23 protein-coding genes are annotated in these 26,305 nt (G+C 68.7%); 14 read left to right on the top strand and 9 right to left on the bottom strand.

All coding sequences use genetic code 11. From position 1 onward, the window contains the following. Window positions 1–7: 7 nt before the first annotated feature. Entirely contained in the window at window positions 8–763 is a 756-nt protein-coding gene (locus tag ACIRRA_RS13860) for an SDR family NAD(P)-dependent oxidoreductase (RefSeq protein ID WP_402767231.1), read from the bottom strand. A gap of 36 nt (window positions 764–799) precedes the next feature. Continuing rightward, on the bottom strand, window positions 800–1,927 hold the full coding sequence (locus tag ACIRRA_RS13855; protein WP_402767229.1) for an LLM class flavin-dependent oxidoreductase: 1,128 nt from the start codon (window positions 1,925–1,927) through the stop codon (window positions 800–802). A 167-nt stretch (window positions 1,928–2,094) separates the two neighbouring features. Between ACIRRA_RS13855 and ACIRRA_RS13850 the strand changes: the two genes are divergently transcribed. The 7 genes from ACIRRA_RS13850 (at window position 2,095) to ACIRRA_RS13820 (ending at window position 8,210) form a co-directional block, all read left to right on the top strand. Continuing rightward, window positions 2,095–2,859, top strand: a complete 765-nt coding sequence (locus ACIRRA_RS13850) for a glucose 1-dehydrogenase (protein WP_364617210.1) — start codon at window positions 2,095–2,097, stop codon at window positions 2,857–2,859. Window positions 2,860–2,871: 12 nt separating this feature from the next. Then, on the top strand, window positions 2,872–4,551 hold the full coding sequence (gene kstD / locus ACIRRA_RS13845) for a 3-oxosteroid 1-dehydrogenase (protein ID WP_402767226.1): 1,680 nt from the start codon (window positions 2,872–2,874) through the stop codon (window positions 4,549–4,551). 1 nt (window position 4,552) lies between these two features. Further along, window positions 4,553–5,284 (top strand): glucose 1-dehydrogenase, encoded by a 732-nt coding sequence (locus ACIRRA_RS13840; RefSeq protein ID WP_402767224.1) that lies wholly within the window; start codon window positions 4,553–4,555, stop codon window positions 5,282–5,284. Window positions 5,285–5,313: 29 nt separating this feature from the next. Then, a complete protein-coding gene (locus tag ACIRRA_RS13835) occupies window positions 5,314–6,129 on the top strand; it encodes an SDR family NAD(P)-dependent oxidoreductase (protein ID WP_402767222.1) in 816 nt (271 codons plus the stop codon). A gap of 256 nt (window positions 6,130–6,385) precedes the next feature. Further along, a complete protein-coding gene (locus ACIRRA_RS13830) occupies window positions 6,386–7,288 on the top strand; it encodes an LLM class F420-dependent oxidoreductase (protein WP_402767220.1) in 903 nt (300 codons plus the stop codon). Beyond that, window positions 7,285–7,611, top strand: coding sequence for a hypothetical protein (locus ACIRRA_RS13825; protein WP_402767218.1), 327 nt, complete (start codon window positions 7,285–7,287; stop codon window positions 7,609–7,611). Before ACIRRA_RS13830 ends, ACIRRA_RS13825 begins: the two co-directional genes overlap by 4 nt. Continuing rightward, the gene (locus ACIRRA_RS13820; protein WP_402767216.1) at window positions 7,608–8,210 is read left to right on the top strand and encodes a Dabb family protein; all 603 of its coding nucleotides are present in this window, start codon (window positions 7,608–7,610) and stop codon (window positions 8,208–8,210) included. Before ACIRRA_RS13825 ends, ACIRRA_RS13820 begins: the two co-directional genes overlap by 4 nt. Window positions 8,211–8,232: 22 nt before the next feature. Here ACIRRA_RS13820 and ACIRRA_RS13815 read toward each other — a convergent pair whose 3' ends face one another. Continuing rightward, window positions 8,233–9,843, bottom strand: a complete 1,611-nt coding sequence (locus ACIRRA_RS13815; RefSeq protein WP_402767214.1) for a FadD3 family acyl-CoA ligase — start codon at window positions 9,841–9,843, stop codon at window positions 8,233–8,235. Window positions 9,844–10,251: 408 nt separating this feature from the next. Between ACIRRA_RS13815 and ACIRRA_RS13810 the strand changes: the two genes are divergently transcribed. Both ACIRRA_RS13810 and ACIRRA_RS13805 read left to right on the top strand, forming a co-directional pair. Further along, window positions 10,252–12,432, top strand: a complete 2,181-nt coding sequence (locus ACIRRA_RS13810) for a pyruvate, phosphate dikinase (RefSeq protein WP_402767212.1) — start codon at window positions 10,252–10,254, stop codon at window positions 12,430–12,432. 7 nt (window positions 12,433–12,439) lie between these two features. Beyond that, window positions 12,440–13,204: a tyrosine-protein phosphatase gene (locus ACIRRA_RS13805; protein WP_402767210.1), complete on the top strand. Its 765-nt coding sequence runs from the start codon at window positions 12,440–12,442 to the stop codon at window positions 13,202–13,204. A 22-nt stretch (window positions 13,205–13,226) separates the two neighbouring features. Here the strand turns inward: ACIRRA_RS13805 and ACIRRA_RS13800 are convergent, their stop codons facing one another. The 5 genes from ACIRRA_RS13800 to ACIRRA_RS13780 all read right to left on the bottom strand — a co-directional run bounded on the left by ACIRRA_RS13800 (window position 13,227) and on the right by ACIRRA_RS13780 (window position 17,624). Then, complete coding sequence (locus ACIRRA_RS13800) at window positions 13,227–14,198, bottom strand: LysR family transcriptional regulator (protein ID WP_402767208.1); 972 nt, start codon at window positions 14,196–14,198, stop codon at window positions 13,227–13,229. Between the two features lie 179 nt (window positions 14,199–14,377). Next, window positions 14,378–15,649: a cytochrome P450 gene (locus ACIRRA_RS13795; RefSeq protein ID WP_402767206.1), complete on the bottom strand. Its 1,272-nt coding sequence runs from the start codon at window positions 15,647–15,649 to the stop codon at window positions 14,378–14,380. Between the two features lie 14 nt (window positions 15,650–15,663). Further along, complete coding sequence (locus ACIRRA_RS13790; RefSeq protein WP_402767204.1) at window positions 15,664–17,055, bottom strand: NAD(P)/FAD-dependent oxidoreductase; 1,392 nt, start codon at window positions 17,053–17,055, stop codon at window positions 15,664–15,666. Then, window positions 17,052–17,294 (bottom strand): ferredoxin, encoded by a 243-nt coding sequence (locus ACIRRA_RS13785; protein ID WP_402767202.1) that lies wholly within the window; start codon window positions 17,292–17,294, stop codon window positions 17,052–17,054. Before ACIRRA_RS13785 ends, ACIRRA_RS13790 begins: the two co-directional genes overlap by 4 nt. A 207-nt stretch (window positions 17,295–17,501) precedes the next feature. Then, window positions 17,502–17,624 (bottom strand): hypothetical protein, encoded by a 123-nt coding sequence (locus ACIRRA_RS13780; RefSeq protein WP_402767200.1) that lies wholly within the window; start codon window positions 17,622–17,624, stop codon window positions 17,502–17,504. A gap of 158 nt (window positions 17,625–17,782) precedes the next feature. Here ACIRRA_RS13780 and ACIRRA_RS13775 point away from each other — a divergent pair, with 158 nt between their 5' ends. From ACIRRA_RS13775 to ACIRRA_RS13765, 3 genes are read left to right on the top strand one after another with little or no spacing between them, the layout of a single operon-like run. Further along, window positions 17,783–18,463, top strand: a complete 681-nt coding sequence (locus ACIRRA_RS13775) for a succinate dehydrogenase cytochrome b subunit (RefSeq protein ID WP_402767198.1) — start codon at window positions 17,783–17,785, stop codon at window positions 18,461–18,463. Window positions 18,464–18,465: 2 nt separating this feature from the next. Beyond that, on the top strand, window positions 18,466–20,400 hold the full coding sequence (locus ACIRRA_RS13770) for a fumarate reductase/succinate dehydrogenase flavoprotein subunit (protein ID WP_402767197.1): 1,935 nt from the start codon (window positions 18,466–18,468) through the stop codon (window positions 20,398–20,400). Window positions 20,401–20,414: 14 nt separating this feature from the next. After that, window positions 20,415–21,158, top strand: coding sequence for a succinate dehydrogenase/fumarate reductase iron-sulfur subunit (locus tag ACIRRA_RS13765; protein WP_402767195.1), 744 nt, complete (start codon window positions 20,415–20,417; stop codon window positions 21,156–21,158). Window positions 21,159–21,211: 53 nt separating this feature from the next. Here ACIRRA_RS13765 and ACIRRA_RS13760 read toward each other — a convergent pair whose 3' ends face one another. Next, complete coding sequence (locus ACIRRA_RS13760) at window positions 21,212–22,303, bottom strand: winged helix DNA-binding domain-containing protein (protein ID WP_402767193.1); 1,092 nt, start codon at window positions 22,301–22,303, stop codon at window positions 21,212–21,214. A gap of 54 nt (window positions 22,304–22,357) precedes the next feature. On the opposite strand from ACIRRA_RS13760, the gene ACIRRA_RS13755 reads away from it, so the two are divergent. Together ACIRRA_RS13755 and ACIRRA_RS13750 are read left to right on the top strand one after the other, a co-directional pair. After that, complete coding sequence (locus ACIRRA_RS13755; RefSeq protein ID WP_402767191.1) at window positions 22,358–24,727, top strand: hypothetical protein; 2,370 nt, start codon at window positions 22,358–22,360, stop codon at window positions 24,725–24,727. 1 nt (window position 24,728) lies between these two features. Next, window positions 24,729–26,204 (top strand): FGGY-family carbohydrate kinase, encoded by a 1,476-nt coding sequence (locus tag ACIRRA_RS13750; protein ID WP_402767189.1) that lies wholly within the window; start codon window positions 24,729–24,731, stop codon window positions 26,202–26,204. The last annotated feature ends 101 nt before the right edge of the window (window positions 26,205–26,305 follow it).

Here is a 26,305-nt window from a genome sequence, read left to right as displayed (position 1 = left end):
CGCTGTCTTACTGCATGTTCCGCGGGATGAACTTGCCCGCGGCGAGACCGCCGTCGACGGTCACCTCGGCGCCGGTGACGTAGGCGGAGGCGTCGGAGGCGAGGAAGGCGACCAGTTCGGCGACCTCCTCGGGCAGGCCGGTGCGCTCCAGCGGCAGGGTCGGGAAGCTGCCGGGGCCGGTGGTCAGGTAGGGCACCATCGGGGTGGCGATGGGGCCGGGATGCACGGAGTTGACCCGGATCTGGGCCGGGCCCAGCTCCAGGGCGGCGATCTTGGACAGGCCGCGCAGGCCCCACTTGGAGGAGCCGTAGGCGCTGTGGTTCATCAGGCCCTCGAGCCCGGCCTGCGAGGAGATGTTCACGATGGAGCCGCCGCCGGCCGCGGTCATGGCGGGCAGCACGGCCTTGATGCCGTGGAAGGCGCCGACCAGGTTGACCTTCAGGATCCGTTCCAGCTCTTCGGCGGTGGTCTCGGTGAGCGGTTTCATGATGTAGATGGCCGCATTGTTCACCAGCACGTCCAGCTTGCCGAAGGTGTCCACGGCGACCTTGACCGCGGCGTCCCAGCTTTCGGCGTCGGTGACGTCGTGGCGCACGAAACGTGCGGCGTCGCCGAGGGATTCGGCGAGTTCCTTGCCCTCGGTCTCGAGCACGTCGGTGATGACCACCTTGGCGCCGCGTTCCACGAACAGTCGCGCCTCGGCCGCACCCTGGCCGCGGGCGGCGCCGGTGATAAGTGCGACTTTGCCTGTCAGATCAGCCATTTCGACTTCTTTCTGTGTCATCTACTTGTCGGTCGTCTATTGGTTACGGAAGTGGGGGATGACCTTCTCGCCCCACTGGCGGATGGTTTCCAGGCACGCGTCCTGGGGCACGGTGCCCATCTGGATCAGGCACAGGATCTCGTCGGCCCCGGCCTGCTGTAGTCGTTCGACGTAGGCGATGGCGTCGTCGGCGGTGCCGTAGGCGTGCTCGGTATTGAAGATGGCGGTGGATCCAGTCTTCACCGGAATCTTGGCCTCGTGCAGGTAGGCGACGTGTTCGTCGGCGACCTGCTTCATCTTGGCGATCTCGTCGACGGCCGGGTCCACGGCCTCGTCGGGGACCGGGCCCGCGCCGTAGTAGTACTTGATGGACTGGGCGAAGAAGCGCTGGCCGCGTGCGCCGATCTGCTGCGCCTTCTCCCGATCGTCGAGGACGATGGTCGGGCACAACGCCGCGAAATGATCGTTGACCACGGTGGAGACGAAGCGTTCGCCGGTGCGGGCCGCGATGGCCTCGTCGTAGATGCCGCGCAGTTCGGCGATCTCCGCGATGCCCGCGAAACCCAGGACCAGCGCGCCGATTCCGTACTCGGCGGCCAGCTTCAGGGTGTCCTTCTTGGTGCAGGCCATGAACAGCGGGGGATGCGGGCGCTGCACCGGGCGCGGCAGCAGGTGGTGAGGGTCGATGTCCAAAAGCTCGCCGTGGTACTCGAACTCGCCCTCGGGGTCCTGCCAGGCCGCCGCGATCATGCGCAGCGATTCCTCGACCTCCTGATAGGTGCGGTCGGGATCGACTCCGCACATGGAGGTTTCGACTGCGGTCGCACCGCGGCCGGCCCCCAGGTTCAGGCGGCCGCCGGAGAGCACGTCGAGCATGGCCGCGCGCTCGGCGGCGCGCACCGGATGATTGAATCCGAACGGCATGCACACCACGCCGTGCCCGATGCGCACCCGCGAGGTCTTGGCGGCCACCCAGGTCAGGAAGATCTCCGGCGCGCTCATGTGTGCGTACCACTTGAGCCCGTGATGCTCGACCGCCCACACCGCGTCGAAGCCGACCTGATCCGCGAGCACGGCCTGCTCGACGCAATCGCGCAGGACCTGGGCCTCGTGCGCGGCGGTGGGGTCGGTCATCTGCGCTTCGAAGATCATCGAGAACTTCATCGGGGGCTCCTTGCCGCGACGCTTCGTCACCCATCCGGGCGCTTATGCCTAACCGGAATACAACTGCACCCATAGCTTCAGGTCATGGGTCTGTCTCAGTGGCCGGGACCACATCGTGCCGGGGTTCCGCATCGGGACTTAGCGTCGGTTGACGAGCAGCGGAAGGGATGGAATCGGTGGGACAGCTGGACGGCAAGGTGGCGCTGGTGACGGGTGGCGCCCGGGGCATGGGAGCGGAACACGTGCGCCGCTTCGTCGCCGAGGGCGCCAAGGTCGTGTTCGGTGATGTGCTGGACGACGAGGGCAAGGCGCTGGCCGCGGAACTCGGCGCCGCCGTCCACTACGTGCACCACGACATCACCAGTGAAAGCGACTGGCAGGCAGCGGTTTCCGCGGCGACCACCACGTTCGGCAAGCTGGATGTGCTCATCAACAATGCCGGCATCCTGCGGTTCAAGCGCATCGTGGAGATGAGCCTGGACGAGTTCAACACCATCATGAACATCAACGTCACCGGCGCTTTCCTCGGCATCAAGACGGCCGCGCCCGCGCTCACCGCCGCCGGGGGCGGGTCCATCGTGAACGTCTCCTCGGTCGAGGGCTTCGTCGGTGCGGCCGGTCTCTCCGCTTACAGCGCGAGCAAATTCGCGCTGCGCGGGCTCACCAAGTCCGCCGCCCGGGAACTGGGGCACTCGGGTATCCGGGTGAACTCGATTCATCCCGGTGGCATCGCCACCCCCATGACCGCGTCCGTCGCGGGCGCGTCCGGGGTGGACGGCAACACCTTCTTCTCCGAATTGCCCATTCCGCGCTGGGGTCAGCCGGTCGAGGTCTCCGAGGTGGCGCTGTTTCTGGCCTCGGACGCCTCGAGCTATTGCACCGGAGGCGAATTCGTCGTCGACGGCGGCATGCTGACCAGCTGCGGCTACTAAGGAACGAGATTCATGGAATTCGAATTCGACGTCGTTGTGGTGGGTTCCGGCGCGGCGGGCATGACCGCCGCGCTGACCGCCGCCTACCGGGGCCTGTCGGTGACCCTCATCGAGAAGAGTCGCCTGTTCGGCGGGTCCACCGCGCGCTCCGGCGGCGGCATCTGGGTGCCCAACAACCCGGTGCTGCAGGCCGCGGGCGTGCCGGACAGCCCCGAGCTGGCCCGCACCTACCTGAAAGCGGTTGTCGGCGACCGGGTTCCGGAGGCCAAGCAGCGCGCGTTCCTGGAGCAGGGCCCGGAGATGTTCCGCTACATCGGCGCTCGCTCCAAGCACTGGGACTTCGCCTACGACCGCGGCTACTCCGACTACCACCCGGAGTTCCCGGGCGGTCTGGCGCAGGGCCGCAGCATCGAGCCCAAGCCGATCGACGGCCGCCTGCTCGGCGGGGATTTGCACAAGATCAACCAGCCGACCATGTCCGCACCCAAGGGCATCGCCATCACGGTCAAGGACTTCCACGACCTGAACATGATCGCGCGCACCTGGACCGGCAAGAAGACCGCCATGAAGGTCGGCGCGCAGACCGCGCTCAACCTGATCAAGGGCGCCAAGCCGCTCAGCCTGGGTAAGGCCCTGGCAGCCCGGCTGTGGCTGTCGCTGCGCGACGCGGGCGTGCCGGTGTGGCTGAACACCCCGCTCACCGACCTGATCGTCGAGGGCGACGCCGTGGTCGGCATTCGCGCCGAGCACGAGGGCCGTCCGGTCACCATCAAGGCGCGCCGCGGCGTGGTGCTGGCGGCGGGCGGCTTCGAGCACAACCTGGAGATGCGCAAGCAGTACATCGACGGGCCGCAGAACACCGGCTGGACCGTCGGCGCGACCGAGAATGTCGGCGAGGGCATCGTGGCGGGCCAGAAGGCCGGCGCCGCAGTGGATCTCATGGACGACGCCTGGTGGGGTCCGTCCGTGCGCAACCCCGACGGCCCGCCGTTCTTCATGCTGGCCGAGCGCTCGCAGCCGGGCGCGATCGTGGTCAATGCCAAGGGCGAGCGCTTCGTCAACGAGTCCGCGCCGTACGTGAACGTCGTGCACACCATGTACGAGGAGGAGAAGAAGGTGCCGGGCAGTATTCCGGCGCACTTCATCTTCGACCAGAACTTCCGCGACCGGTACCTGTTCCTGGGCAACTTCCCCAAGCGGCCGCTGCCCCAGAAGTACTTCGACGCGGGAATCATCAAGCAGGCCGACACCCTGGCCGAGCTGGCGGACAAGCTGGGCATCCCGGCGAACAAGCTGGCGGCCACCGTCGAGCGCTTCAACGTTTTCGCCCGCAAGGGCCGTGACGAGGACTTCCTGCGCGGCGACTCGGCCTACGACCGCTACTACGGCGACCCGACCGTCAAGCCCAACCCGACCCTGGCCCCGCTCGAGCGCGGCCCGTTCTACGCGGTCGAGATGGTGCCGGGCGACCTGGGCACCAAGGGCGGCCTGGTCACCGACGAGCACGCCCGGGTGCTGAACGACCAGGGCGAGGTCATCCACGGCCTGTACGCGGCGGGCAACAACTCCGCCGCCGTCATGGGCAACGACTACGCCGGCGCGGGCGCCACCATCGGACCCGCCATGGTGTTCGGCTACATCGCGGCCAACCACCTGGCCGAAGCGGAGTCCGAAGCGGCACAGGAGAACTGACATGGGACGAGTTGATTCGAAGGTCGTCGTCGTCACCGGCGGTGCGCGCGGCATGGGGGCGGCCTTCGCCCGCAAGCTCGCGGCCGAGGGCGCGAAGGTGGTGATCACCGACGTGCTCACCGAGGCCGGGCAGGCCGTCGCGGCCGAAATCGGTGACGCCGCACGGTTCTTCCCGCTCGACGTGACCGACGAGGCGGCCTGGAACGATGTGGTCGCGCAGACCGAGGCCGCGTTCGGCCCGGTCTCGGGCCTGGTCAACAATGCGGGCATCGTGCACGTCGACCCGATCGAGAAGCTCTCGGAGGCCGACTACCGCAAGGTGATCGACGTCAACCAGGTCGGGGTGTTCCTGGGTATGAAGGCCGTGATCGGCTCCATGCGCCGGGCCGAGGTGGGTTCCATCGTGAACATCTCCTCGACCGGTGGCCTGATCGGCTACTCCAACATCCTGGGTTACGTGGCCTCCAAGTGGGCCGTGCGCGGCATGACCAAAACGGCCGCACAGGAATTCGCCGCCGACAATGTCCGCGTCAACTCCGTGCACCCGGGCATCGTGGCGACCGAGATGGTCGCGGGCTCCGAGCGGTCGGCGAACATCGCGGCCAATCAGCCCATCGCCCGCCCGGCCACCCCCGAGGAACTCGCCAACATGGTGCTGTTCCTCATCTCCGACGACTCCTCCTACAGCACCGGCGCCGAATTCATCGCCGACGGCGGCTTCACCACCCAGTAACAACTCCGCTGCGAGACAAGGAAACACCCATGAAGGACTTCCACGGCAAAGTCGCCGTAATCACCGGTGCGGGAGCGGGCATCGGCCGGGCGCTGGCCCTGGAGCTGGCCCGGAACGGGGCGCAGCTGGCCCTGTCCGGCCGCAATCTCGACAATGTCGCGGAGACCGTGGCGCTGTGCGAGAAGGAGGGCGCCAAGGCCCGCGCCTACAAGCTGGATGTGACCGATCGGGCGGCCGTATACGCGCACGCCGATGAGGTGGTCGCGGATTTCGGCAAGGTCAATGTCGTCATCAACAATGCGGGCGTCTCACTGACCGCCAATATCGAGGAAGTCTCCTGGGAAGACCTGGAGTGGATCTTCGGCATCAACTACTGGGGCACTCTGCACGGCGTCAAGGCGTTCCTGCCGCACGTGATCGCCTCCGGTGACGGGCACATCGCCAATGTCTCCAGCATGTTCGGCCTGGTGGCCTGCCCCAGCCAGGGCGGCTACAGCTCCTCCAAGTACGCCATGCACGCCATCAGCGACGCCCTGCGCCAGGAGATGATCATCGCCGGCTACAACGTGGGCGTCTCCAGCATCCACCCCGGCATGATCAAGACCGAGATCGCCTGGAAGGCTCGCGCCGCCGCCACTCGCGACCGCGACGACCTGGCCGCCAACTTCGACCGGCTGGCCCAGACCAGCCCCGAGGACTGCGCCAGGACCATCGTCAACGGCATCCGGAAGAACAAGCCGCTCATCCTGATCGGCAAGGATGCCAAGGCCATGAACATCATGCGCCGCCTGCTCGGCTCGGGCTACATGAAGCCCCTCACCGCCCAGATGCGCAAGGAAATCTGACCCACTCCCGGAGCTCCCGTGCGCCGGCGCTTTCCGCCCCGGCGCACGGACCGAGGGATGGTGAGTGGTGCCCTTGTCCGCTGCAGCCCTGCACCGTATGGTGCAGGGCCAGCTGCCGTTGCGTGAATTGACCGCTCTGACCTGGAATTTCGTGGGTCTCGGTGACCGGGACCGGGCTGATTTGTGACCCCGCTAACACGCCACGATCGAGGGGTGGCCCAGTGGCGGGTCGTACCCGGAAGGACGGAGGCGGCCGATGCGCATCGGCATGCTCATGCCATATCTCGAGGGTCTGGTGACCTCGGGCGGATTTCTGCGGGAGTTCGCGGCGGCGGCGGAGGAATGCGGGCTGGAGTCGATCTGGACCGTGGAACACGTTGTGGTGGCACAGGATTACGAGCCGCTGTATCCGTATTCGCCCGATGGGCGGATGCCGGGCGGGGATCTCGGGGTGCCGATGACGGACCCGTTGGAGACGCTGGCGTTCGTGGCGGCGGCGTCGAGCACCCTGAAGCTGGGCACCGCCATGGTGGTGGCGCCGCTGCACAGCCCGGTGGTGCTGGCGAAGCGGGCGGCCACCATCGATCGGCAGTCGGGCGGGCGGTTGCTGCTCGGGCTCGGAATCGGCTGGCAGAAAGAGGAATACGCGGCGATCGGGGTGCCGTTCGAGGATCGCGGTGGACGTCTGGACGACTGCATCGGGGCCATGCGGGCGCTGTGGACGGAGTCCCCGGCCGCCTATCAGGGCAAGCATGTGTCGTTCGAGAAGCAGTTCTGCCTGCCGCAGCCCGAACGGTCGATCCCGATCGTGCTGGGCGGCAACAGCGCTCCGGCGGTGCGGCGCGCGGCCCGGGTCGGGGACGGCTGGTTCCCGTACACCATCTCGTCGGAGGATTTCGCGCGCGGCGCGGATCGGATTCGGGAATTGTCGCGGGAGGCAGGACGTGCCGAGGACGCGGTCGAGATGACCATCTGGCCGGGCTCCTTCGATTTCACGCGCGAGTTCGACCCCGGCTACGTGCGCCCCTACGTCGCGGCGGGTGCGAGCCGCGTCGTGCTGACCCCGCCCATGTTCGGCCCGGAGTCCCTGCTCAACGGCGTGGAAAACCTTGCGGCCTATACGGATCGGTATCGCAACGAGGTGGAGGCGAAGCTGTGAACCCCGCGACGGCTGTCCGCGTTGTCGACCGCATCGTCCTGCCCGCAGACCGCGCCGAGGACTGGCTGACCCGCTGGCGCAGCGACTATCTGCCCGGGGCCACCGCCCGCGGACTGCGATCGCCCCAGGTGCTGCGCGAGCACACCGGCGCGGATTCGATTGCCGTGCAGATCATCTGGGAACTACAGGGCATCTACGACTTCTACGGCATGCGGGGTGCGGCCGGCGCAGATCCCGCCGTCTCGGCCTTCTGGTCGGACACCGACGCCGTCGCGCTGACGCGGGAGCGGCACGTCCTGGCGGTACAGGAGGAACTATCATGAGCCGCTGGGTGATTCTCACCGCCCCGCCCGCCGGAGACGACGCGGACGGGCAGCTCGCCGCGCAGGCCACGGTGGCGACCGCGACACCCGGGGTCACACACTGTTCGGCCGGTGTCGATCTGCCCGGCAGTACGGGCGGACTCGGCGCGGTCTGGGACCTGGCCGCCGACTCGGCGCCCGCGACGGTCCTGCCCGGCCTGCCCGCCGCCGCCGATGTGGTGCCGCTGGCCCCGGTGAATGCCCGCCTGGTGCGGCTGGATTCGTCGCGTCGCATCAAGCGCACCCTGCTGCTCACGGTGCGGCCCGGCACGGCTCCGGATACGGTGGCGCGCTTCGAATCCGATCTGATGGCCATGCCCGCGCACATCTCGGCCATCCGGTCCTGGTCGCTGAGCCGGGTGCCGGGCCACGGTCGCTGGACCCATGTGTGGGAGCAGGAGTTCGCCGACCCGGACGGGCTCAATGGTGACTACCTGCTGCATCCGTATCACTGGACGCACGTGGATCGCTGGTTCGACGGCGAGATCCCGGATTCCATCGTGGAACCGGCGATCGCGCACCTGTACCGCTGGGCCGACGGCCCGGTGCTGGGGAATTGAGCGAGCGGTGCTGCCGAACTGATCAGCCGGGGTCGCGCAGCTGCTGTTTGAGCACCTTGCCGCCGGCATTGCGCGGGAGGTCGTCGGCGAAGACGATCTCCCGCGGCACCTTGTAGCCGGCCAGGCGTGAGCGCGACCACTCGATGAGGGCGGCCGGATCGGTCGCGGCCCCGTCGGCGGGCACCACGACGGCGCGGCCGACCTCGCCGAGCCGGTCGTCGGGGATGCCGATCACCGCGACATCGCGAATATCCGGATGCTGCAACAGGACTCGCTCGATCTCGGCCGGATACGCGTTGAAGCCGCCGACGATGAACATGTCCTTGAGGCGGTCGGTGATGCGCAGGTAGCCGTCGTGGTCGAGGGTGCCCACATCGCCGGTGTGCAGGTAGCCGTCCGCGTCGACCGCGGCGGCGGTGGCCTCGGGGTCGTCGAGGTAGCCGAGCATGACATTCGGGCCCTTGACGGTGATCTCGCCGGGTTCGCCCGGTGCCACCGGTGTGCCGTCGCGGTCGAGGATGCGGATCTCACTGCCGGACAGGCTCTTTCCGGCCGTGCCCGCCACCAGTTCGGTCGGAGCGTCAGGCGGGCAGATGGAGACGACGCCGATGGATTCGGTGAGGCCGTAGGCGGTGAAGACGTAGGGGACGCGCAGATCCTCGCGAATGCGCCGCACCAGTTCGGTGGGGATGGTCGCGCCGCCGGTCCCGGCCAGGCGCAGCGAGCCCAGCACGTAGTGGTCGCGATCGGCGGCCAGCAGGTCGGTGAAAAGCGTTGGCGGCCCGGCCAGCACGGTGATCCGCTCGCTCTCGATGAGCTGCAGCGCCCGGGCGGTGTCGAAGCGCTCCATCGGGACCATGGTGGCGGTGCGCAGCAGGCAGGCGAGGATGCCGGCCTTGTACCCGAAGGTGTGCGAGAACGGGTTCACCAGCAGATACCGGTCGCGCGGGCGCAGTGTCACCGCGTCGGCCCATTGCGCGAACACCTCGAGGGTCTGCCGGTGCGTGGCGAGCACACCCTTGGGCGCGCCGGTGGTGCCGGAGGTGAAAAGGATGTCGGACACCGACTCCGGATCCACCTGGGCGGTGCGCTCGACCGCGGACTGCGGCTCGATCACGGTGCCGGGGGCCAGGAATCCCGCCCAGGAGCTGATGTCCCAGTTCGCCGCGCTCTCGCCGCGGGCGTCGTCGAGCAGGATGACATGTTCCAGATCCGGTAGCGGACGGGCGGATTCGGCCAGCATGGCCGGATAGTCCGCGCCCAGGAACTCCTGGACCGTGCACACCGCCCTGGCGTGGCTGCGGGCCAGTACATCCGCGGTCTCCGCGCCGCGCAGCCGGGTGCTGATCGGCACCAGAGTCGCGCCCGCGCCGAGCATTCCGAGAGCGGTCACGATCCAGCGCACGCTGTTGGGGGCCCACATGCCAACCCGGTCACCGGGTTCGAGCCCCGACGCCATCGCCGCCCGGGTCACCGCGGCGACGTCCTCGGCGAGTTCGGCGAATGTCAGCCGCCCCGCCGGCCCGGCAATGGCCACCGCCTCCGGATAGCGCCGCGCCCGGTCCGCCACCAGCGCCGGAATGGTCGTCACGGGCCCGGCCGCGGAGCTGCCGCCCGAGTGCCGCCGATCCATCCGCCCATCCTGCCCCAACCCGCAGTCCGCGTAGCGCATTTTCGAAGTGCCATCCCGCTGACCGGGCGTGCCACCCGTACCGCCTCTCCGCGCCTCCAGCACACGGCTCGGGAGCCGTCGCCGATTTCGCACGCGTGCCGGCGGTCGGAGGCGCCACCGATTTTGGGGGTCCCCGGGGAGTTGCCCCGGTCGGCGCGAGATCGGTTGTCGCGTTGGGCAACGGGGGCGGCTGTGAGTGTCGGTCCTTTCATTCCGCTGATCGGGATGGGAGTTGGGTGTGGGCGCGCTCACCCGGCACGCTCGTTGAAGTGGTCCCGTAGGGGGACGGGATGGATATTGCCCGGCAGGCCGCTCGAGCAGCGGCGGAGCGCTGGAGTGCGAATGAATCCAGGACCTCGAAGGAGTGACATGACGGCCGGAACGGAGCTTGCGCAGCGTCTGGACCTTGCGGCGGGCGCGACCGTTGTCGAACTCGACGGCGCGTGCGGACTGTCGCGAGAGAAGATCGGCGGCAAGGCGTGGAGCATCGACCACATGCGGGCCCTCGGCCTGCCGGTGCCGCCCGCGTTCGTCATCACCACCGACGGCTGGGCCGACTACACGCGGCGCGGCGCCATCGCCGATGAGATCTGGACACAGGTGCTCGACGGCATCGCCATGATCGAGCGCGGCACCGGCCGTCACTTCGGGTCGGCGGAGCGCCCGCTGCTGGTGTCGGTGCGTTCGGGTGCGGCCATCTCCATGCCCGGCATGATGGACACCGTCCTGAACCTCGGCATGACCGACGCGGTGCAGCAGGCGCTGGCCGTGGAGACCAGCAATCCGACCTACGCGCAGGACACCCGGCAGCGCTTCGTGCACCAGTACCGCGAGACCGTGCTCGGTGACGCGAACGGCGAGGTTCCGGCCGATCCGTGGGACCAGCTGCGTGGTGCGATCGAGGCCGTATTCCGGTCCTGGGATTCCGCGCGCGCCAAGACCTATCGCGCCAACCGCGGCGTACCCGATACTCTGGGCACCGCGGTCACCGTGCAGGCCATGGTGTTCGGCAACCTCGACGAATTGTCCGGCACCGGTGTGCTTTTCAGCCGCAACCCCAATACCGGCGACGGTCCTGTGTACGGCGAGTGGCTGGTCGGCGGGCAGGGCGAGGACGTGGTGTCCGGCCGCCTGACCCCGCGCCCGCTCGACGAGCTGGCCGCCACCCAGCCCGCGGTGCACGAGCGTCTGATCGCCGCCGCCCAGCTGCTCGAACGCGACGGCCGCGATCTGCAGGACGTGGAGTTCACCGTCGAAGCCGGCACGCTCTGGCTGCTGCAGTCGCGCCCGGCCAAGCGCTCGGCGCGGGCCGCGGTGCGCACCGCGGTCGCCATGGTCGAGGAGGGGCTGATCAGCGCCGACGAGGCCCTGCACCGGATCACCGCCGACCAGGTGCGCGAGGTGCTGCGCCCCGCCTCCGGCGACACCGGCGGTCAGGAGCCTCTCGCCCGCGGCGAATCCGCCTGTCCCGGACTGGCTTCCGGCGTCGTCGTGACCGATCCCGACGAGGCCGAGGCGCGCGCCGAGGCCGGCGAGGATGTCATCCTGGTGCGCCCCACCACCAGCCCCGACGATCTGCACGGCATGATCGCCGCGCGGGCGATCGTCACCGAACTGGGCGGCACCACTTCGCATGCCGCGCTGGTCAGCCGGGAACTCGGTCGCCCGTGCGTGGTCGGCTGCGGGCCCGGCGTGGTCGCCGCGCTGACCGGCAAGTCCGTCACCGTCGACGGCGGGGCCGGCCTGGTGCTGCCCGGCGAGGTCGTCGCCAAGCCGGTCGAGCAGGCCGTCCTCGACGATGTGCGTCAGCTCGCCCAGTGGGCGGGCGTGGCCGGCGAGCAGCTCGCCGACCGCCTCGAAAACCGGTCTGTCGCATCGGAAGACGCCGAGGCCGTAACCGAGAACGCCGAGCAGGAAGAGGTTTCCGTGAACGCTCCCGTCACCGAGCTGGCCGTGCTGCGGCTGGTCGGCATCAAGGGCCGGGTGAACGCCGACAATCTGGCCGCCAGCCTGTTCGCCGACGCCGCCGAGATCGCCTCCTGCTGCGAGGGTTTGGTGACCGCGGGCTACTGCGCCACCACCCCGGCCGGTTTCCGCATCGCCCCCGAGGGCCGCCCGCGCCTGGAGCAGCTGCTGGCCGAGGAACGCGAGACCGTCGACGCAGCCGCCATGACCGCCGCCTACGACGAGTTCTGCGCCTTCAACGGGGACCTCAAGGTCATCATCACCGACTGGCAGATGAGGGACCCGGCCACGGTCAACGATCACGCCGACGCCGAGTACGACGCCTCGGTGCTGGGCCGGCTCGACGCGACTCACCAGCGCCTGCGCCCGCTCATCGGCCGCCTGGGCGGGCTCGCCCCGCGTCTGTCCCGCTACCTGGACCGCCTCGACCGCGCCGTCGAGCGCATCGCCGAGGGCGACCACACCTACGTGGCCCGGCCCATCATGGACAGCTACCACACCGTCTGGTTCGAGCTGCACGAAGACCTGATCGGCCTGTGCGGCCTGACCCGCGCGGAAGAGGCGGCGGCCGGCCGTGCCCACTGAGCCCGTCATGACCACTGATTCCATGCCCGCCCGCTGGATCGACTTCGCCCAGATCGACAATGTGCGCGACCTGGGCGGGCTCCCCGTAACCGGCGGCGGCACCACGCGTTTCGGCGTCGTCCTGCGCTCCTCCACCCTGCAGCAGGCCACCTGCGACGACCTGTCCCACCTGGTCGAGAAGCTGGGCCTGCGCACGGTCATCGACCTGCGGCTGCCGGACGAGGTGGAGCGCGAGGGCTACGGGCTGATCGCCGACTCCGGCCTGCGCATCGCCAACCTGCCGATCCGCAAGTCGCCGCAATCCTCCCTGGCCGCACGGGATCTGGTCCCCGACAAGACCCGAGTCGACCTCACCGAGCTGTACGGTCAGCTGCTCGGCGGCAGTGGTGAGCACATCGTCGAGGCGGTTCGCCTCATCATCGATCCGGATCGCCACTCGGTGCTGTTCCATTGCGCCGCAGGCAAAGACCGCACCGGCGTGCTCGCCGCGGTGCTGCTGGACGCGGTCGGGGTCCCCGCCGAGGCGATCGCCCACGACTACGCCCTCACCAACGAGCGCATTCAGAAGGTCCGCGACCGTCTCGACGCGCTCCCGTCCTACGAGGGGCTGCCGCAGACCAATACGGGCATCCTGGCCGTCTCCCCGGAGGTCATGCTCGGGTTCCTGAAGAACCTGCATGCCGAGCACGGCGGGGCCGCCAACTGGCTACTCGCCAACGGACTTTCGGAGTCCGAGCTCCAGCGGCTCCGCGAGGTTCTGGTCGTCGCCTAGGCATCTGGTCCCGGTCGCTACCTCAGGTCCCGGCCGCTGACGTCTCCGGCAGCAGCGAGCGGACCCCCGCCGGGAGGCCGCCGCTCGCGGCAGCCTCCCGGATGAAACTCTCCAGCGTCGCCCGGAATGCCCCGGCGGCGTGCGTGGGTGTGACGTCCTTGCGATGGGCGAGCGCGACCGTGCGGTGCAGCCCGTGGGACTCGCGCCCGCCGTCGCCCGACAGCGGAATCCCGCGCAGCCCGGGCCGTCCGGCCAGCACCGTGCTAGGGACGACCGCGATCCCGAGCCCCACCTCCACGAACCGCAGCACGGCATCCATCTCGCCACCCTCGACCGCGAAGCGGGGTTCGAACCCCGCCTCCCGGCAGGCCCCGATCGTCGCCTCCCGCAGGTCGTAGCCCGGCCGGAACATCACCAGCGGCCGATCCCGCAGATCCGTGATGCGCAGGTGCGCACGCCGGGGCAGCGAACTGTCGTCGACCCTGGCGGTGACCACCAGATCCTCGCGCAGGATCGGCGTGGTGGCCAGCGGAGTGTCCTCGCCCAGCGGCAGGATCACCAGCGCCGAATCGAGTGCGCCCCTGGTCAATTGCCGCACCAGATCCCGCGACCCGCCCTCCTCCACCAGCAGCCTGATCCCCGGATACGCGTCGTGATACCGCCGCAGCGCATCGGCCAGCAGCCCCGAACACAGCGACGGCGTCGCCCCGAGCCGAACCCGCCCGCGCCGCAGCCCCGCCAGCTCCTGCACCTCCAGCCGCGCAGTATCCACATCGGCCAGAATCCGGGTAGCCAACGGCAACAACGCCTCACCCGCCGGAGTCAGCGCGATATTGCCCCGCGCGCGGCTGAACAGCGAAGCCCCGAGCTCCGCTTCCAGCGTTCGAATCTGCTTGGACAGCGAGGGCTGGGCGACGCCCAGCGCATCAGCGGCCCTGGTGAAGTGCCTGGCCTGCGCCACAGCCAGGAAGTACGACAACTGCTGCAACTGCACAGTCGATAGCCTAGGACTATGAACCGCGGCATTCCGATTCCCGAGGGGATGATCACATCCAGGGTGCGGCGTCCCCCGCGCGGCAACCTTCACACCCGAATTCACCACTCGCAGTTGTGAACCGCGCCGACGCGCGCAAGTGACTCCCGACGAGTGAGGATGCTGATGTCGTGTCCTGCTCAGTCGGTGATGTGGTCGAAGTCGATGAGCAGGTGTCGTGGGCCGCGGAAGATTTGGCTTCGCCGATAGGGTGGCGGATCGACGACCAGGCGGGGTGTGGCGACGCGGCGTAGGAAGGTTTCCAGCGCCAGGTTGACTTCCAGTCGTGCGAGCGGACCGCCCAGGCAGGTGTGGATGCCGCTGCCCCAGCCGAAATGCTCGTTGTCGGGGCGGTGGACATCGAAGCGGTTCGGGTTGGCAAAGCGGTTCGGGTCGCGGTTGGCGGCGGCGTAGACCAAGTACACCGCGGCCCCCTGTGGGATGACGGTGCCGGCGATGTCGATATCGGCGGTTGTGCTGCGACTGGGGAAGAACTGCACCGCCGCCTGCAGGCGTTGGACCTCTTCGATCGCGCGTGGGACCAGCTCCGGCCGGCTGCGTAGGTGGTCATAGGACCCGGGGTTGCGCAACAGCGTCATCACACAGTTGGAGATGGTGTTGACCGTCGAGTCATGACCGGCGACAAGCAGCAGCAGAGCATTCGACAACACTTGCTCGGCAGGCATCGGACCATCGGGGCCGCCGTCATGAATCAGTTTGGACAACAAGCCCTGCCCGGGCTCTCGCTGGAGCTGCTCGATCAAGCCGGCCAGATAGCGCATGAGTGCGTCACGGCTGGCACGGGACTTCTCGGCGCGGGCCTTGCCCTGCTCGGTGGCCGCCTCCGGGCCCAGATCCATGCCGGTCAACATGTCGTGGATCCAGGCATGGAACATGGGCTCGTCTGCGAGCGGGACCCCGAGGATCTTGCAGATCACCATCACCGGTACCGGGTAGGCGTAATCGTCGACCACATCCAGCCTGGTCCTGCCGTCGGCCTCGATGCCGTCGAGCAGTTGGTTGCACAGTCGCACGATGTCGGGCTCCATGCCGGGAATGACATCGGGTGAATGCGGTGAGTTGAAGTGGCGCATCACCTGCCGGCGCGCCCGATCGTGCCCGGGGGGATCGGAGACGATGATGCTCGGCCGGCGGCCGTAGGCCTGCATGTCCTCGGCGCCGGGCTCAGGGTCGGCGCCCGACGTCAGGGCGGCTCCCAGGGGGCTGCGGCTGATATCGGAGCTGACCCGGGGGTCATGCGCCAGCGTCAGCAGTTCCTGGTAGCCGGTCACCACGTACAGGTTGTCCGCCACTCGCGCCACGGGGGTCTGGCGCAGTTGATCGAAGAACGGGTACGGGTCGGCGCGGTGTTCGTACTTCATCGCTTCCGCCCAGGCCATCGCTGCAGTCATGCTGGCTCCCTTGGTCAGTGGAACTCGGCGCCCCGTGAGGTGGGGTCGTGACCGGTCAGCACCACATCGGGAATCTCGGTCGGCACTCGCGGGTCAGGGAAGCGGGCCGGCATCGGTGCCGGGTCGGGGGCTCGGTCATAGCCCGGCGGCGGTGGTGGGAACGGTGCCGAGCGCTCGATCATCGCCGCGTAGTACGGCAGCCACTTGCCATGATCGAACGTCACCGCCCCGACGATGCGGCCGCGGCGGCCGTAAGCTGCGGCGAAGCGATAATCCTCGGGAGACCCCTGGGTGAACACGATCTCATCGCCGAACGAGCACACCCCCACACCCTTGATGTTCACCCCGAATTGACCCGACCAGAACGACGGCAGCGGCAAATGCGGTCGCCGCTCGGTCTCCAGGCTGATCATGTTGTTCGCGGCGACCTGCGCCCCGCACACGGCGTTGTCCCAGTGCTCCATCGAGATGAACTGATACCCGTACAGCACGTGTGGCTGACGCGCGACGTCCCCGGCCACGAAAATGTTGTCGGTCACCACCCCGTTGATGTCGAACGCGCGACAGCCCGCATCGCAACCGACTCCCCAGAAACCGGCGGCCAGCCCGGCACCTGCCAGCCACTCGACGTTGCGGATCGACCCCAGCGACGCCACCACCACATCGACATCGAGTGTGGTCCCATCCGACAGTCGGGCCCGGCGCACATGCCCGCCGGCATCGCCGTCGAGGGATTCCACCGACACGCCGGTGCGCAGGTCGACTCCGGCGCCGCGCTGCATCCGGGCGGCGATGTCGCCGATCACCCCGCCCAGCGGTCCCACCAGCGGCCCGCCTCCGCGCTCGGCGACAGTCACCGGCAACCCCAGCTCGCAGCACACCGAAGCCATCTCGGAGCCGACAAACCCCGAACCGACGACGAGAACCCGTTTCGGGCCCGCCCGCAGTGCCGCCTGTAACTGAGTCGCGTCTTCGCAAGTGCGCAGCGTGAACACCCCCTGCAGGGCGCCCTCGGCCGGGTTGAACCACGGCCGTGCCCGAGCGCCGGTGGCGATGAGCAGCCGGTCGTAGGGCACCGCGTCTCCGGTGGCCAGCAGAACCTGTTTGTTCACCCGGTCCAATCCGGTCGCGGCCACACCCAGCCGCCACTCCGCGTCGATGGCTCGCATGCGGGGAAGCTTGGTGTGATCGGCGCGAACCCAGCCCTTGAGGACCTGCTTGGACAACGGCGGACGGTCGTACGGTTCGTGCGACTCGTCACCGACCAGGGTCAAAGGCCCGCGGAAGCCCTTGTCCCGCAGAGCCTCCGCGGCGCGTAGCCCGGCCAGCGACGCCCCCACGATCACGATCCGGCCCTCGGCCCGAAACGTCCTGACCAGGTCCGCGGCCAGCGACGCGGTGCTCATGCCACAGGCTCCGGCCCGTCGGGGGTAACAGGCTCCGGCCCGTCAGGGGTATAGGTCTCCACGACGATCGCCTGGACCGGGCACGCCGCCGCCGCCCGCAAGACGCGTTGGCGCTGCGCGTCATCTGGGTTGGGGTCATACGCCAGCGCCTCCTCACCCAGCAGTTCGAGCACATCCGGCGCCAGCGGAACACACTGTGCATACCCCTGACACCGATTCAGATCAACCACAATGCGCATTCCCTCAGCTCCTCATCCGAACCGTGTCCCGATGTGGTCACCTGCGAAACCGCTGCGGGCCGGAAACGCGCGTACGCCCGCAAGGGTCGACGTGAACTTCCAGAAAGGCGATCACGCCCCGAAGCACCCGCACTGGGCGGGCACCTCACAAAGGAATTCGTAGCACCCGATACGAAGGATTCGTAGGACCCGATGTCGACGGTCCGATCATTCACCGCCCGCAATCACCGCGACAACTGGATCGGCGGGCTGGGCGATGATGACCTGCACACCATCGCCATCCTGTTCGCCAGGGATGACGAGCAACGGGAGCAATCGGTCAGTGAGCATGCCGTTCGGGTGCGGCGTCGCCGTGTGACATCCTTCACGACCGAATTCACTACTCGCAGTAGTAATTCCGGGCGCAGCTCGGTGCATAGACCACGGTTATGGAGACCAGATCATTGCGGACTTGGACCGGGTGCGCGGGCCGGACGTAGTTTCCGCTGGTGGCTGTCGTAATATCTGAGCTCTACCGGACGACGGTGGGCAAGAAGGCTGTGATGGCGGTGACCGGGGGCATTCTGGTGCTCTTCCTCATCGCCCACATGGCCGGGAATCTCAAAGTGTTCCTGGGGGCGTCCGATTTCAACCACTACGCCGAGTGGCTGCGCACGGTTGGCGAGCCCGCGGTACCCCGGCGGGGGCTGTTGTCGGTCGCGGAGGTCGTGCTCGGTGTAAGCGTGATCCTGCACATGTGGTCGGCGATCTCGCTCGCCCGGACCGCGCGCCGCGCCAGGCCGGTCGGGTACGCGGCGAGAAAGAAGTCGCATGCGCACGGTTATGCCGTTCACACCATGCGGTGGGGTGGGGTGATCATCGCGCTGTATCTGGTCTGGCATCTGCTCGATCTGACCTTCGGCGCGGTGAATCCCGTGGGCCACACCGCGACTCCCTATGAGAAGGTCGTCGCCGATTTCGCGCCGTCCCACTGGTACGTCACGCTCTTCTACGTCGTCGCCGTGGTCATGGTGGGTCTGCACCTGCGGCACGGAATCCGCAGTGCCGCCCGGACCCTGGGTCTGGCCGGGGCTCGCGGCTACGACCTGCTCGCGGCCGCCGTCTCGACCCTGCTGGTCGCCGGTTTCCTGGCCATCCCGATCGCCGTCTCCTTCGGATGGGTGAAATAGCCATGAATGACAGTCTTTTCCGCGTCGGCGAGCCGATCGCCGACACCAGGGCGCCGGGCGGGCCGATCGCCGAGCGCTGGACCACCCGCAAGTTCGAGGCCAAGCTGGTCAATCCGGCGAACAAGCGCAAGAAGACGATCATCGTCATCGGTACCGGCCTGGCCGGCGGCTCGGCGGGCGCCACGCTGGGGGAGCAGGGCTATCGCGTGATCCAGTTCTGTTTCCAGGACTCGCCGCGCCGGGCCCACTCGATCGCGGCGCAGGGCGGGATCAATGCCGCCAAGAACTACCGCAATGACGGCGACAGCGTGCACCGGCTGTTCTACGACACGGTCAAGGGCGGCGACTACCGGTCCCGTGAGTCGAATGTGCACCGGCTGGCGGAGATCTCGACGCAGATCATCGATCAGTGTGTGGCGCAGGGTGTTCCGTTCGCTCGGGAGTACGGCGGCCTGCTCGACAATCGGTCCTTCGGCGGCGCCCAGGTCTCGCGCACCTTCTACGCCCGCGGGCAGACGGGGCAGCAGCTGCTGCTCGGCGCGTATCAGGCGCTGCTGCGGCAGGTCGACGCGGGCACCGTGGAACTGCATGCGCGGCACGAGATGCTCGATCTGATCATGGTGGAGGGAGTGGCGCGGGGCGTGGTCGTGCGCGACCTGGTCACCGGGGCGATCCGGTCCTACACGGCCGACGCGGTGGTGCTGGCCTCCGGCGGGTACGGCAACGTCTACTTCCTGTCGACCAATGCCATGGGCTCGAATGTCACGGCCTCGTGGCGGGCGCACAAGCACGGCGCGTACTTCGCCAATCCCTGCTTCACACAGATCCATCCGACCTGTATCCCGGTGTCGGGTGAGCATCAGTCGAAGCTGACGCTCATGTCGGAGTCGCTGCGCAACGACGGCCGGGTGTGGGTGCCCAAAAACGTTGGGGACCATCGCAAGCCCGCCGATGTGCCGGAGGACGAGCGCGACTACTACCTGGAACGCATCTATCCGGCGTTCGGCAATCTGGTGCCGCGCGACATCGCCTCCCGCGCGGCCAAGAACGTCTGCGACGAAGGGCGCGGGGTCGGGCCGGGCGGGCTCGGCGTCTATCTCGATTTCGGCGACGCCATCGGGCGGCTCGGCGTCGATGCGGTGAAAGCCAAGTACGGCAACCTTTTCACGATGTACGAGCGGATCACGGGCGAGAACCCGTACGAGATGCCCATGCGCATCTACCCCGCCGTGCACTACACCATGGGTGGGTTGTGGGTGGACTACGACCTGCAATCCACCATTCCGGGACTGTTCGTGATCGGGGAGGCCAATTTCTCCGACCACGGCGCCAACCGGCTCGGGGCCTCGGCGCTCATGCAGGGCCTGGCCGACGGGTATTTCGTCCTGCCCGCCACCCTCGGCGACTATCTCGCCCGCGGTCCGGTCGGGGAGGTGCCGGCCGCCGCGATCGCGGCCGCCGAGGCCCGGGTCACCACGATGATCGACAGACTCCTGTCGACCCGGGGCGACCGCACCGTCGACTCCTTCCACCGCGAGCTCGGCCACCTCATGTGGGAGTACTGCGGCATGGAACGGACCGAGGCGGGACTGCGCAAGGCGCTGGCCCTGATTCCCGCACTGCGCGCGGAGTTCTGGGAGCGCGTCAATGTGCCGGGCTCCGGGGATGACCTGAACCAGTCGCTGGAGCGCGCGGGCCGGGTGGCCGACTTCCTGGAGCTGGCCGAGCTCATGGTCATCGATGCCCTGCACCGCACCGAATCGGCGGGCGGCCACTTCCGCGCCGAGTCGCAGACGGAGGACGGTGAGGCCCGCCGCGACGACGCGAACTTCTCCTATGTCGCCGCGTGGGAATGGCACGGCGGCGAGCCGCCGACGCTGCACCGGGAAGCGCTGAGCTACGAGTACGTCCAGCCCAGCACGCGGTCCTACAAGTAAGAGGGGAATCGACAGTGGAACTCACCCTGCGTATCTGGCGGCAGCGGAACTCCCGGGACAGGGGCCGGATGGTCGACTACGGCGTGGAGGTCTCGCCCGACGCGTCGTTCCTGGAGATGCTCGACGTCCTCAACGAACGGCTCACCGGCGCCGGTGAGGAGCCCATCGCCTTCGACCACGACTGCCGCGAGGGCATCTGCGGCGCGTGCTCGCTCGTCATCGACGGCACTCCGCACGGCCCGGAGCAGGCCACCACCACCTGCCAGCTCCATATGCGGAAGTTCTCCGACGGCGACACGATCACCGTGGAACCGTGGCGGGCCAAGGCTTTTCCCGTCATCAAGGACCTGATGGTCGACCGCTCGGCCTTCGACCGGATCATCCGGGCGGGCGGCTACATCACCGCGCCGACCGGCGCCGCACCCGAGGCCCACTCGATCCCGGTGCCGAAACCCGACGCGGACCTGGCCTTCCAGGCCGCCGAATGCATCGGCTGCGGCGCGTGCGTGGCCGCCTGCCCCAATGGTTCGGCCATGCTCTTCACCGCCGCCAAGGTCACCCACCTCGGCCTCCTGCCGCAGGGACAGCCGGAGCGCTACTCCCGTGTCGTCGACATACTCGAAGCCCACGACGATGCGGGCTTCGGCGGCTGCACCAACACCGGCGAATGCACCCTCGCCTGCCCGAAGGAAATCCCGCAGGACGTGATCGGCCGCCTGAACAAGGACTTCCTCCGCGCCGCGAGAAAGGCGCGCTGACCCGAGGCGGCCACGCGGGAGAGAGGTCCGAGCGACGCGGGAGAGGGATCCGATCAGTGCGTTTCGATCATGATCTTGCCTGCTGCACCGGGTACGACGAGCGGGAGCAGGCGTTCGGCCTCGTCGCGGACGGCGGCCTCAGTGGCACGGGTGAGGGGATGCCAGGGCGTGATCCGAATCGTGGAGCCGTCCAGATCCCAACGGCCGTGGACGAATCCGTCGACCAGGTACATGGGCACGCCGCCCGAGGCGATCTTGGCGATCCGGGCGCGGTCGGCGTCGCTGATGATGCGGCTGCGGTCGCGGTGGCCCAGGCAGGCATTGTCGAAGGCGGGGAGGAAGCGGATCGGCGCGGGCAGGCCGGGGTCGGCGATCGGGGCGTCTGGAAGGTCGAAGAGTTCGCGGCCCGAGTCATCGTGTAGGACACGGAGTTCCGGGCGCAGGCGAGCGATCACCGCCGCCAGCCGGGTGACGCCCGCGAACTCCTGGATGTCGGCGGCGGTTGCCGGGCCATAGGCGGCCAGATAGCGGCGGATGAGGGTTTCCGGGCGCGGACCGTCGGCCAGGGGCGCGCCGATCGCCTCCTCGGCCGGCGACACCGAGACCGAACGGCCGCGCCACGCTCCCCACACACCCGCGGCGGGATCGTGCACCAGCGGGTGGATGATGCCGAGCGCGTGGACCAGGGCGCGCGGTTCACGGCCCGGGAAGCGTTCGGACAGCCGCTTGCCGAGGTCGCGGCGGGAAATGGTGGTGCCGGTCAGCAGTTCCGTTCCGGCCGAGGCCAATTCGGCGATATCGAGACCCTCGACCGCATCCCGGAGGTAGACCGAGCGGAGTGTGGGTTCGACCGCCGGGCGGACCGTCGGGTACAGCCAGCGGTAGTCCTGGGCGTCCGTCAGGTGGACGGTCCGGCGAATCGTGGTGGCGCGCACCACGGTTCGATCACGCAGCAGAGCGATCAGATCCTCATGGCGGAAATCGGTGAGGCGCGTCCACAGCCCCACATACGGCCAGTTCGGTTCCTGCGCCTGCACCGCGACCAGATGCCGGACCAGCTCGGCGGCGGGCATGGCGACGCGTTCGTTCAACTTCTGACGCAGCAGCAGTGTGCGGTTTAGGGTTCGCAGCGAGAGTTCCGGCACGGGTCCATCGTCGAACGGAACTAGGACAGCTCAGGTCCTATATGGAGGACGCGCATGGACACGGTGACGGCGGGGGAGTTCCGGCAAATCTACGACCCCAGCGAGCCGGATCAGCGCTGGTACATCAACGATCACACCCTGATCCAGGACACCGGCGGGCGCTGGCATCTGTTCGGCATCACCCATCCCGAGCCCGCCGACCCCTTCGACGAGACCGAATTCGCGCACGCCACCGCCGGCCACCCGCACGGCCCGTGGACCAAGCATCCCGCCGCCCTGACGGTGGACCGCGAGCGCGGCGAGACCCACCTGTGGTCCCCCTTCGTGGTGCGTGACGGCGACACCTACTTCATGTTCTACGACGGCGGCGGGGCCGACCGCACCGCAACGGGTATGGGCCTGGCCACCTCCACCGACCTGTTCCACTGGACCCGGCATCCGTCCGGCCCGGTCTTCCGCGACGGCTACGACGCCCGCGACCCCATGGTGCTGCGCGTGCCCGGGCAGTGGGTCATGTACTACTGCGCCACCAGCACCCCCGCCGGCGGCAACCACGTCGTCGCCTACCGCACCAGCCCGGACCTGCTGCACTGGAATGAGCGCCACATCGCCTACACCGACCCGGCGACAGGAACCGGTGCCGGCAATACCGAATCGCCGTTCGTGGTCCGTCACGCCGGCGCCTGGTATCTGCTGATCGGTCCGCGCCCCGGCTATGTCGGCACCGAGATCTTCCGCGGCGACAACCCTTTTCACTTCGAGATATCCGGCCGCGTGGGGCACGTACCGGCCCACGCGGCCGAGGTGATCACCCACGAGGACGCCCTCTGGATCACCCACGCGGGCTGGGAGCAGGGCGGAGTCGCGCTGGCTCGCTTGCACTTCCCGCGCTCAGACAGCCCGGCCCGCGTCGGCCCCGAAAATCCGATTTCGGGCGTGGCGTGCGGTTTGAACTGGAATTCTGAACGGAGTCGAGAGTCCACCCAGCGCGGGGAGGCAGGCAGTATGGCCCGAATCGGCGTGATCAGTCTTTCCGACGGCCGCGATTATGTGCACGGCGGCATCGTCGGATTCATCCGGACCGCGGAGGACAGGCTCGTCTCCGAGCTGACCGCGGCCGGGCACACCGTGATTCGCGGTGTGCAACCCATCGGCGGCAACGATCAGGCGGTGGCGGTGGCCCGGCAGGTGGAGACGGCCGGGGTGGACCTGACCGTGCTGCACTATGCGGTGTGGGCGTTCCCGCACTTCACCATGCTCGCCGCGGGCGCGCTGCGCGGTCCGCTGCTGCTGCTGTCCAATATCGATCCGGTGCAGCCGGGCATGGTGGGCATGCTGGCGGCGGGCGGCGCGCTGGACCAGATCGGCCGCGCGCACGCCCGGCTGTGGGGCGATCCCGCCGATCCGGACCTGATCGCGGCCATCGGGGAACGCGCCCGCGCCGCGGCGGCGGTGGCGAGCCTGCGCGGCAGCACCTTCGGGCGCATCGGCGGGCGGCCCATGGGCATGAACACCGCGGTCGCCAATACCGATCAGTGGCAGCGAATGTTCGGCATCGATGTCGAGGAGATCGACCAGTGGGAGATCGTGCGCCGGGCCGAGCTCGCCGACGCCGGTGAGGCCCGCGCGGCGCGAGAATGGCTGGAGCGCAACGCCGCCGGGGTCCACTACGATGGCGGCAAGCTGACGCCGGAGCTGCTGGAGCGGCAGCTGCGCTCGTACCTGGCGATGCGGGATCTGATCGCGGAATGGCGGCTGGACTTCTCCGGCATCAAGGGACAGCCGGAGCTCACCCAGTACTTCGCCACCATGGATATCACCGAGGCGTTCCTCAACGACCCCTACGACTGGAACGGGCCCAAACAGCCGCACGTGTGCGCCACCGAGGCGGATATGGACGGGGCGCTCACCATGCAGCTGCTCAAGCAGATCGCGGGCACGCCGGTGCTCTTCGCCGATGTCCGGCACTATCACGCCGACCGCGACATCTGGGACCTCTGCAATTCCGGCCAGCACGCCACCTGGTATGCGGCGCGCAGCGACGATCCGGCCGAGAATCTGGCCCGGGTGCACCTGTATCCGGAGGTGTTCTTCTTCCCGGCCGGCGGCGCGTCGGTGCATCACCTGGCCGCGCCCGGGCAGATGACGCTGGCCCGGCTCACCCGTCGCGACGGCGCCTACCGCATGCAGCTGATGCTCGGCGAGTTCGAGACCTACGACCCGGCCACCAACGAATCGCTCATGAAACAGTCCACCTGGGAGTGGCCGCACGCCTTCGCCCGCCTGGACGCCGACGCCGGGGACTTCCTGTCCCGCTTCGGCGCCAATCACATTCACGCCGTGCCGGGCGACCAGCGCGCCACCGTGCGCGCGGCCTGCGAACTGCTCGACGTCACGCTCGACGAATTCAGCCGGGCGAGCTGACATGCTCCTCGGCATCGATATCGGCACCTCCGGATCCAAGGGCGTCCTGGTCGACCACGCAGGCACGGTCGCGATGAGAGCCGAACGACCACACCGGGTTTCGACGCCGCGCCCGGGCTGGGTGGAGCACGACGCGGAGACGGTGTGGTGGGCCGACTTCGCGGCCATCGCCAGGGAACTGGTGGCGGCCGCCGACGGCGAACCCCTCGACGGGCTCGCGGTGAGCGGCATCGGGCCCTGCCTGCTGCCCGCCGACGCCGCGGGCCGCCCCTTGCGGCCGGCCATCCTCTACGGGGTCGACACTCGCGCCGGCGACGAAATCGAGGAACTGAACGCGGAATTGGGCGCGGAGACCGTGCTGGAGCGCTGTGGCTCGCCCCTCACCAGTCAGGCGGTCGGGCCGAAGCTGCGCTGGCTCATCCGTCACGAGCCGCAGGTGTGGCAGGCCACCCGGATGCTGTTGATGGCGAGCTCGTTCCTGGTCCATCGCCTCACCGGCCGCTACGTCCTGGACCATCAATCCGCCAGCCAGTGCGTGCCCATGTACGACCTGATGGCCCGCGACTGGGCCGCGGACTGGGCCGAATCCGTCGCACCCGGCCTGCGACTACCCGAATTGGCCTGGCCCACCGAGATAATCGGCCGGGTCACCGCCGAGGCGGCCGCGGCCACCGGCCTGCCCGCCGGGCTACCGGTCACCACCGGCACCATCGATGCCTGGGCCGAGGCCGCCGGTGTCGGCGTCCGCGCCCCCGGCGACTGCATGATCATGTACGGCACCACCATGTTCCTCACCCAGGTGCTGACCGACCCCCGCCCCCAGCCCGGCCTGTGGACCACCTGCGGAACCTGGCCCGGCACGTACACGTCCGCCGCCGGCATGGCCACCTCCGGCGCGATCACCGACTGGCTGCGCACTCTCACCGGCAGCGACTTCACCGAACTCCTCGACGAGGCCGCTCACGTTCCGCCCGGCAGCCGCGGCCTGCTGGTGCTGCCCTACTTCGCGGGCGAGCGCACGCCCCTGTTCGATCCGGACGCCCGCGGCGTGATCGCCGGTCTCACCGTCACCCACCAGCGCGCCGACCTCTATCGCGCGGTCCTCGAGGGCATCGGCTACGGCGTGCGCCACAACCTCGAGGCCATGTCCGCCGCGGGCGCTCCCGCCACCCGGCTGGTGGCCGTGGGCGGCGGCACCAAGGGCGGGCTGTGGACCCGCATAGTCTCCGACATCACCGGCCTGCCTCAGCAGCTTCCGGCCGACACGGTCGGCGCGGCCCTGGGCGACGCCCTGCTCGCCGCCGAATCCCTTGGCCTGGACACCGCCGCCTGGAACCCGATCATCACCACGATCGAACCCGACCCGCCGGTCACCGTCCACTATGCCCCGTACTACCGCCACTACCGATCCCTCTACGACGCGACCAGGGCCACCGCCCACTTCCTCGCCCGGGAGCAGCACCGCGCTGCCCCGTGACATCCGCTAGACGATTGATTCCAAGGGGTGTGGTGCGCGGCTGGGGCACGCACCACACCCGAGGATTGCTGCCGTGATGGTCGTGAAGGGATCTTCTCGAC

Source organism: Nocardia sp. NPDC101769 (assembly GCF_044766925.1).
Classification (GTDB): domain Bacteria; phylum Actinomycetota; class Actinomycetes; order Mycobacteriales; family Mycobacteriaceae; genus Nocardia.
This window is presented reverse-complemented; position numbering and strand designations above follow the sequence as displayed.

Coding starts and splice junctions, on each gene's coding strand:
- ACIRRA_RS13860 (WP_402767231.1), bottom strand. CDS start 763: ATGGCTGATCTGACAGGCAAAGTCGCACTTATCACCGGCGCCGCCCGC.
- ACIRRA_RS13855 (WP_402767229.1), bottom strand. CDS start 1,927: ATGAAGTTCTCGATGATCTTCGAAGCGCAGATGACCGACCCCACCGCC.
- ACIRRA_RS13850 (WP_364617210.1), top strand. CDS start 2,095: ATGGAATCGGTGGGACAGCTGGACGGCAAGGTGGCGCTGGTGACGGGT.
- kstD (WP_402767226.1), top strand. CDS start 2,872: ATGGAATTCGAATTCGACGTCGTTGTGGTGGGTTCCGGCGCGGCGGGC.
- ACIRRA_RS13840 (WP_402767224.1), top strand. CDS start 4,553: ATGGGACGAGTTGATTCGAAGGTCGTCGTCGTCACCGGCGGTGCGCGC.
- ACIRRA_RS13835 (WP_402767222.1), top strand. CDS start 5,314: ATGAAGGACTTCCACGGCAAAGTCGCCGTAATCACCGGTGCGGGAGCG.
- ACIRRA_RS13830 (WP_402767220.1), top strand. CDS start 6,386: ATGCGCATCGGCATGCTCATGCCATATCTCGAGGGTCTGGTGACCTCG.
- ACIRRA_RS13820 (WP_402767216.1), top strand. CDS start 7,608: ATGAGCCGCTGGGTGATTCTCACCGCCCCGCCCGCCGGAGACGACGCG.
- ACIRRA_RS13815 (WP_402767214.1), bottom strand. CDS start 9,843: ATGGATCGGCGGCACTCGGGCGGCAGCTCCGCGGCCGGGCCCGTGACG.
- ACIRRA_RS13810 (WP_402767212.1), top strand. CDS start 10,252: ATGACGGCCGGAACGGAGCTTGCGCAGCGTCTGGACCTTGCGGCGGGC.
- ACIRRA_RS13805 (WP_402767210.1), top strand. CDS start 12,440: ATGACCACTGATTCCATGCCCGCCCGCTGGATCGACTTCGCCCAGATC.
- ACIRRA_RS13795 (WP_402767206.1), bottom strand. CDS start 15,649: ATGACTGCAGCGATGGCCTGGGCGGAAGCGATGAAGTACGAACACCGC.
- ACIRRA_RS13790 (WP_402767204.1), bottom strand. CDS start 17,055: ATGAGCACCGCGTCGCTGGCCGCGGACCTGGTCAGGACGTTTCGGGCC.
- ACIRRA_RS13785 (WP_402767202.1), bottom strand. CDS start 17,294: ATGCGCATTGTGGTTGATCTGAATCGGTGTCAGGGGTATGCACAGTGT.
- ACIRRA_RS13780 (WP_402767200.1), bottom strand. CDS start 17,624: ATGCTCACTGACCGATTGCTCCCGTTGCTCGTCATCCCTGGCGAACAG.
- ACIRRA_RS13770 (WP_402767197.1), top strand. CDS start 18,466: ATGAATGACAGTCTTTTCCGCGTCGGCGAGCCGATCGCCGACACCAGG.
- ACIRRA_RS13755 (WP_402767191.1), top strand. CDS start 22,358: ATGGACACGGTGACGGCGGGGGAGTTCCGGCAAATCTACGACCCCAGC.
- ACIRRA_RS13750 (WP_402767189.1), top strand. CDS start 24,729: ATGCTCCTCGGCATCGATATCGGCACCTCCGGATCCAAGGGCGTCCTG.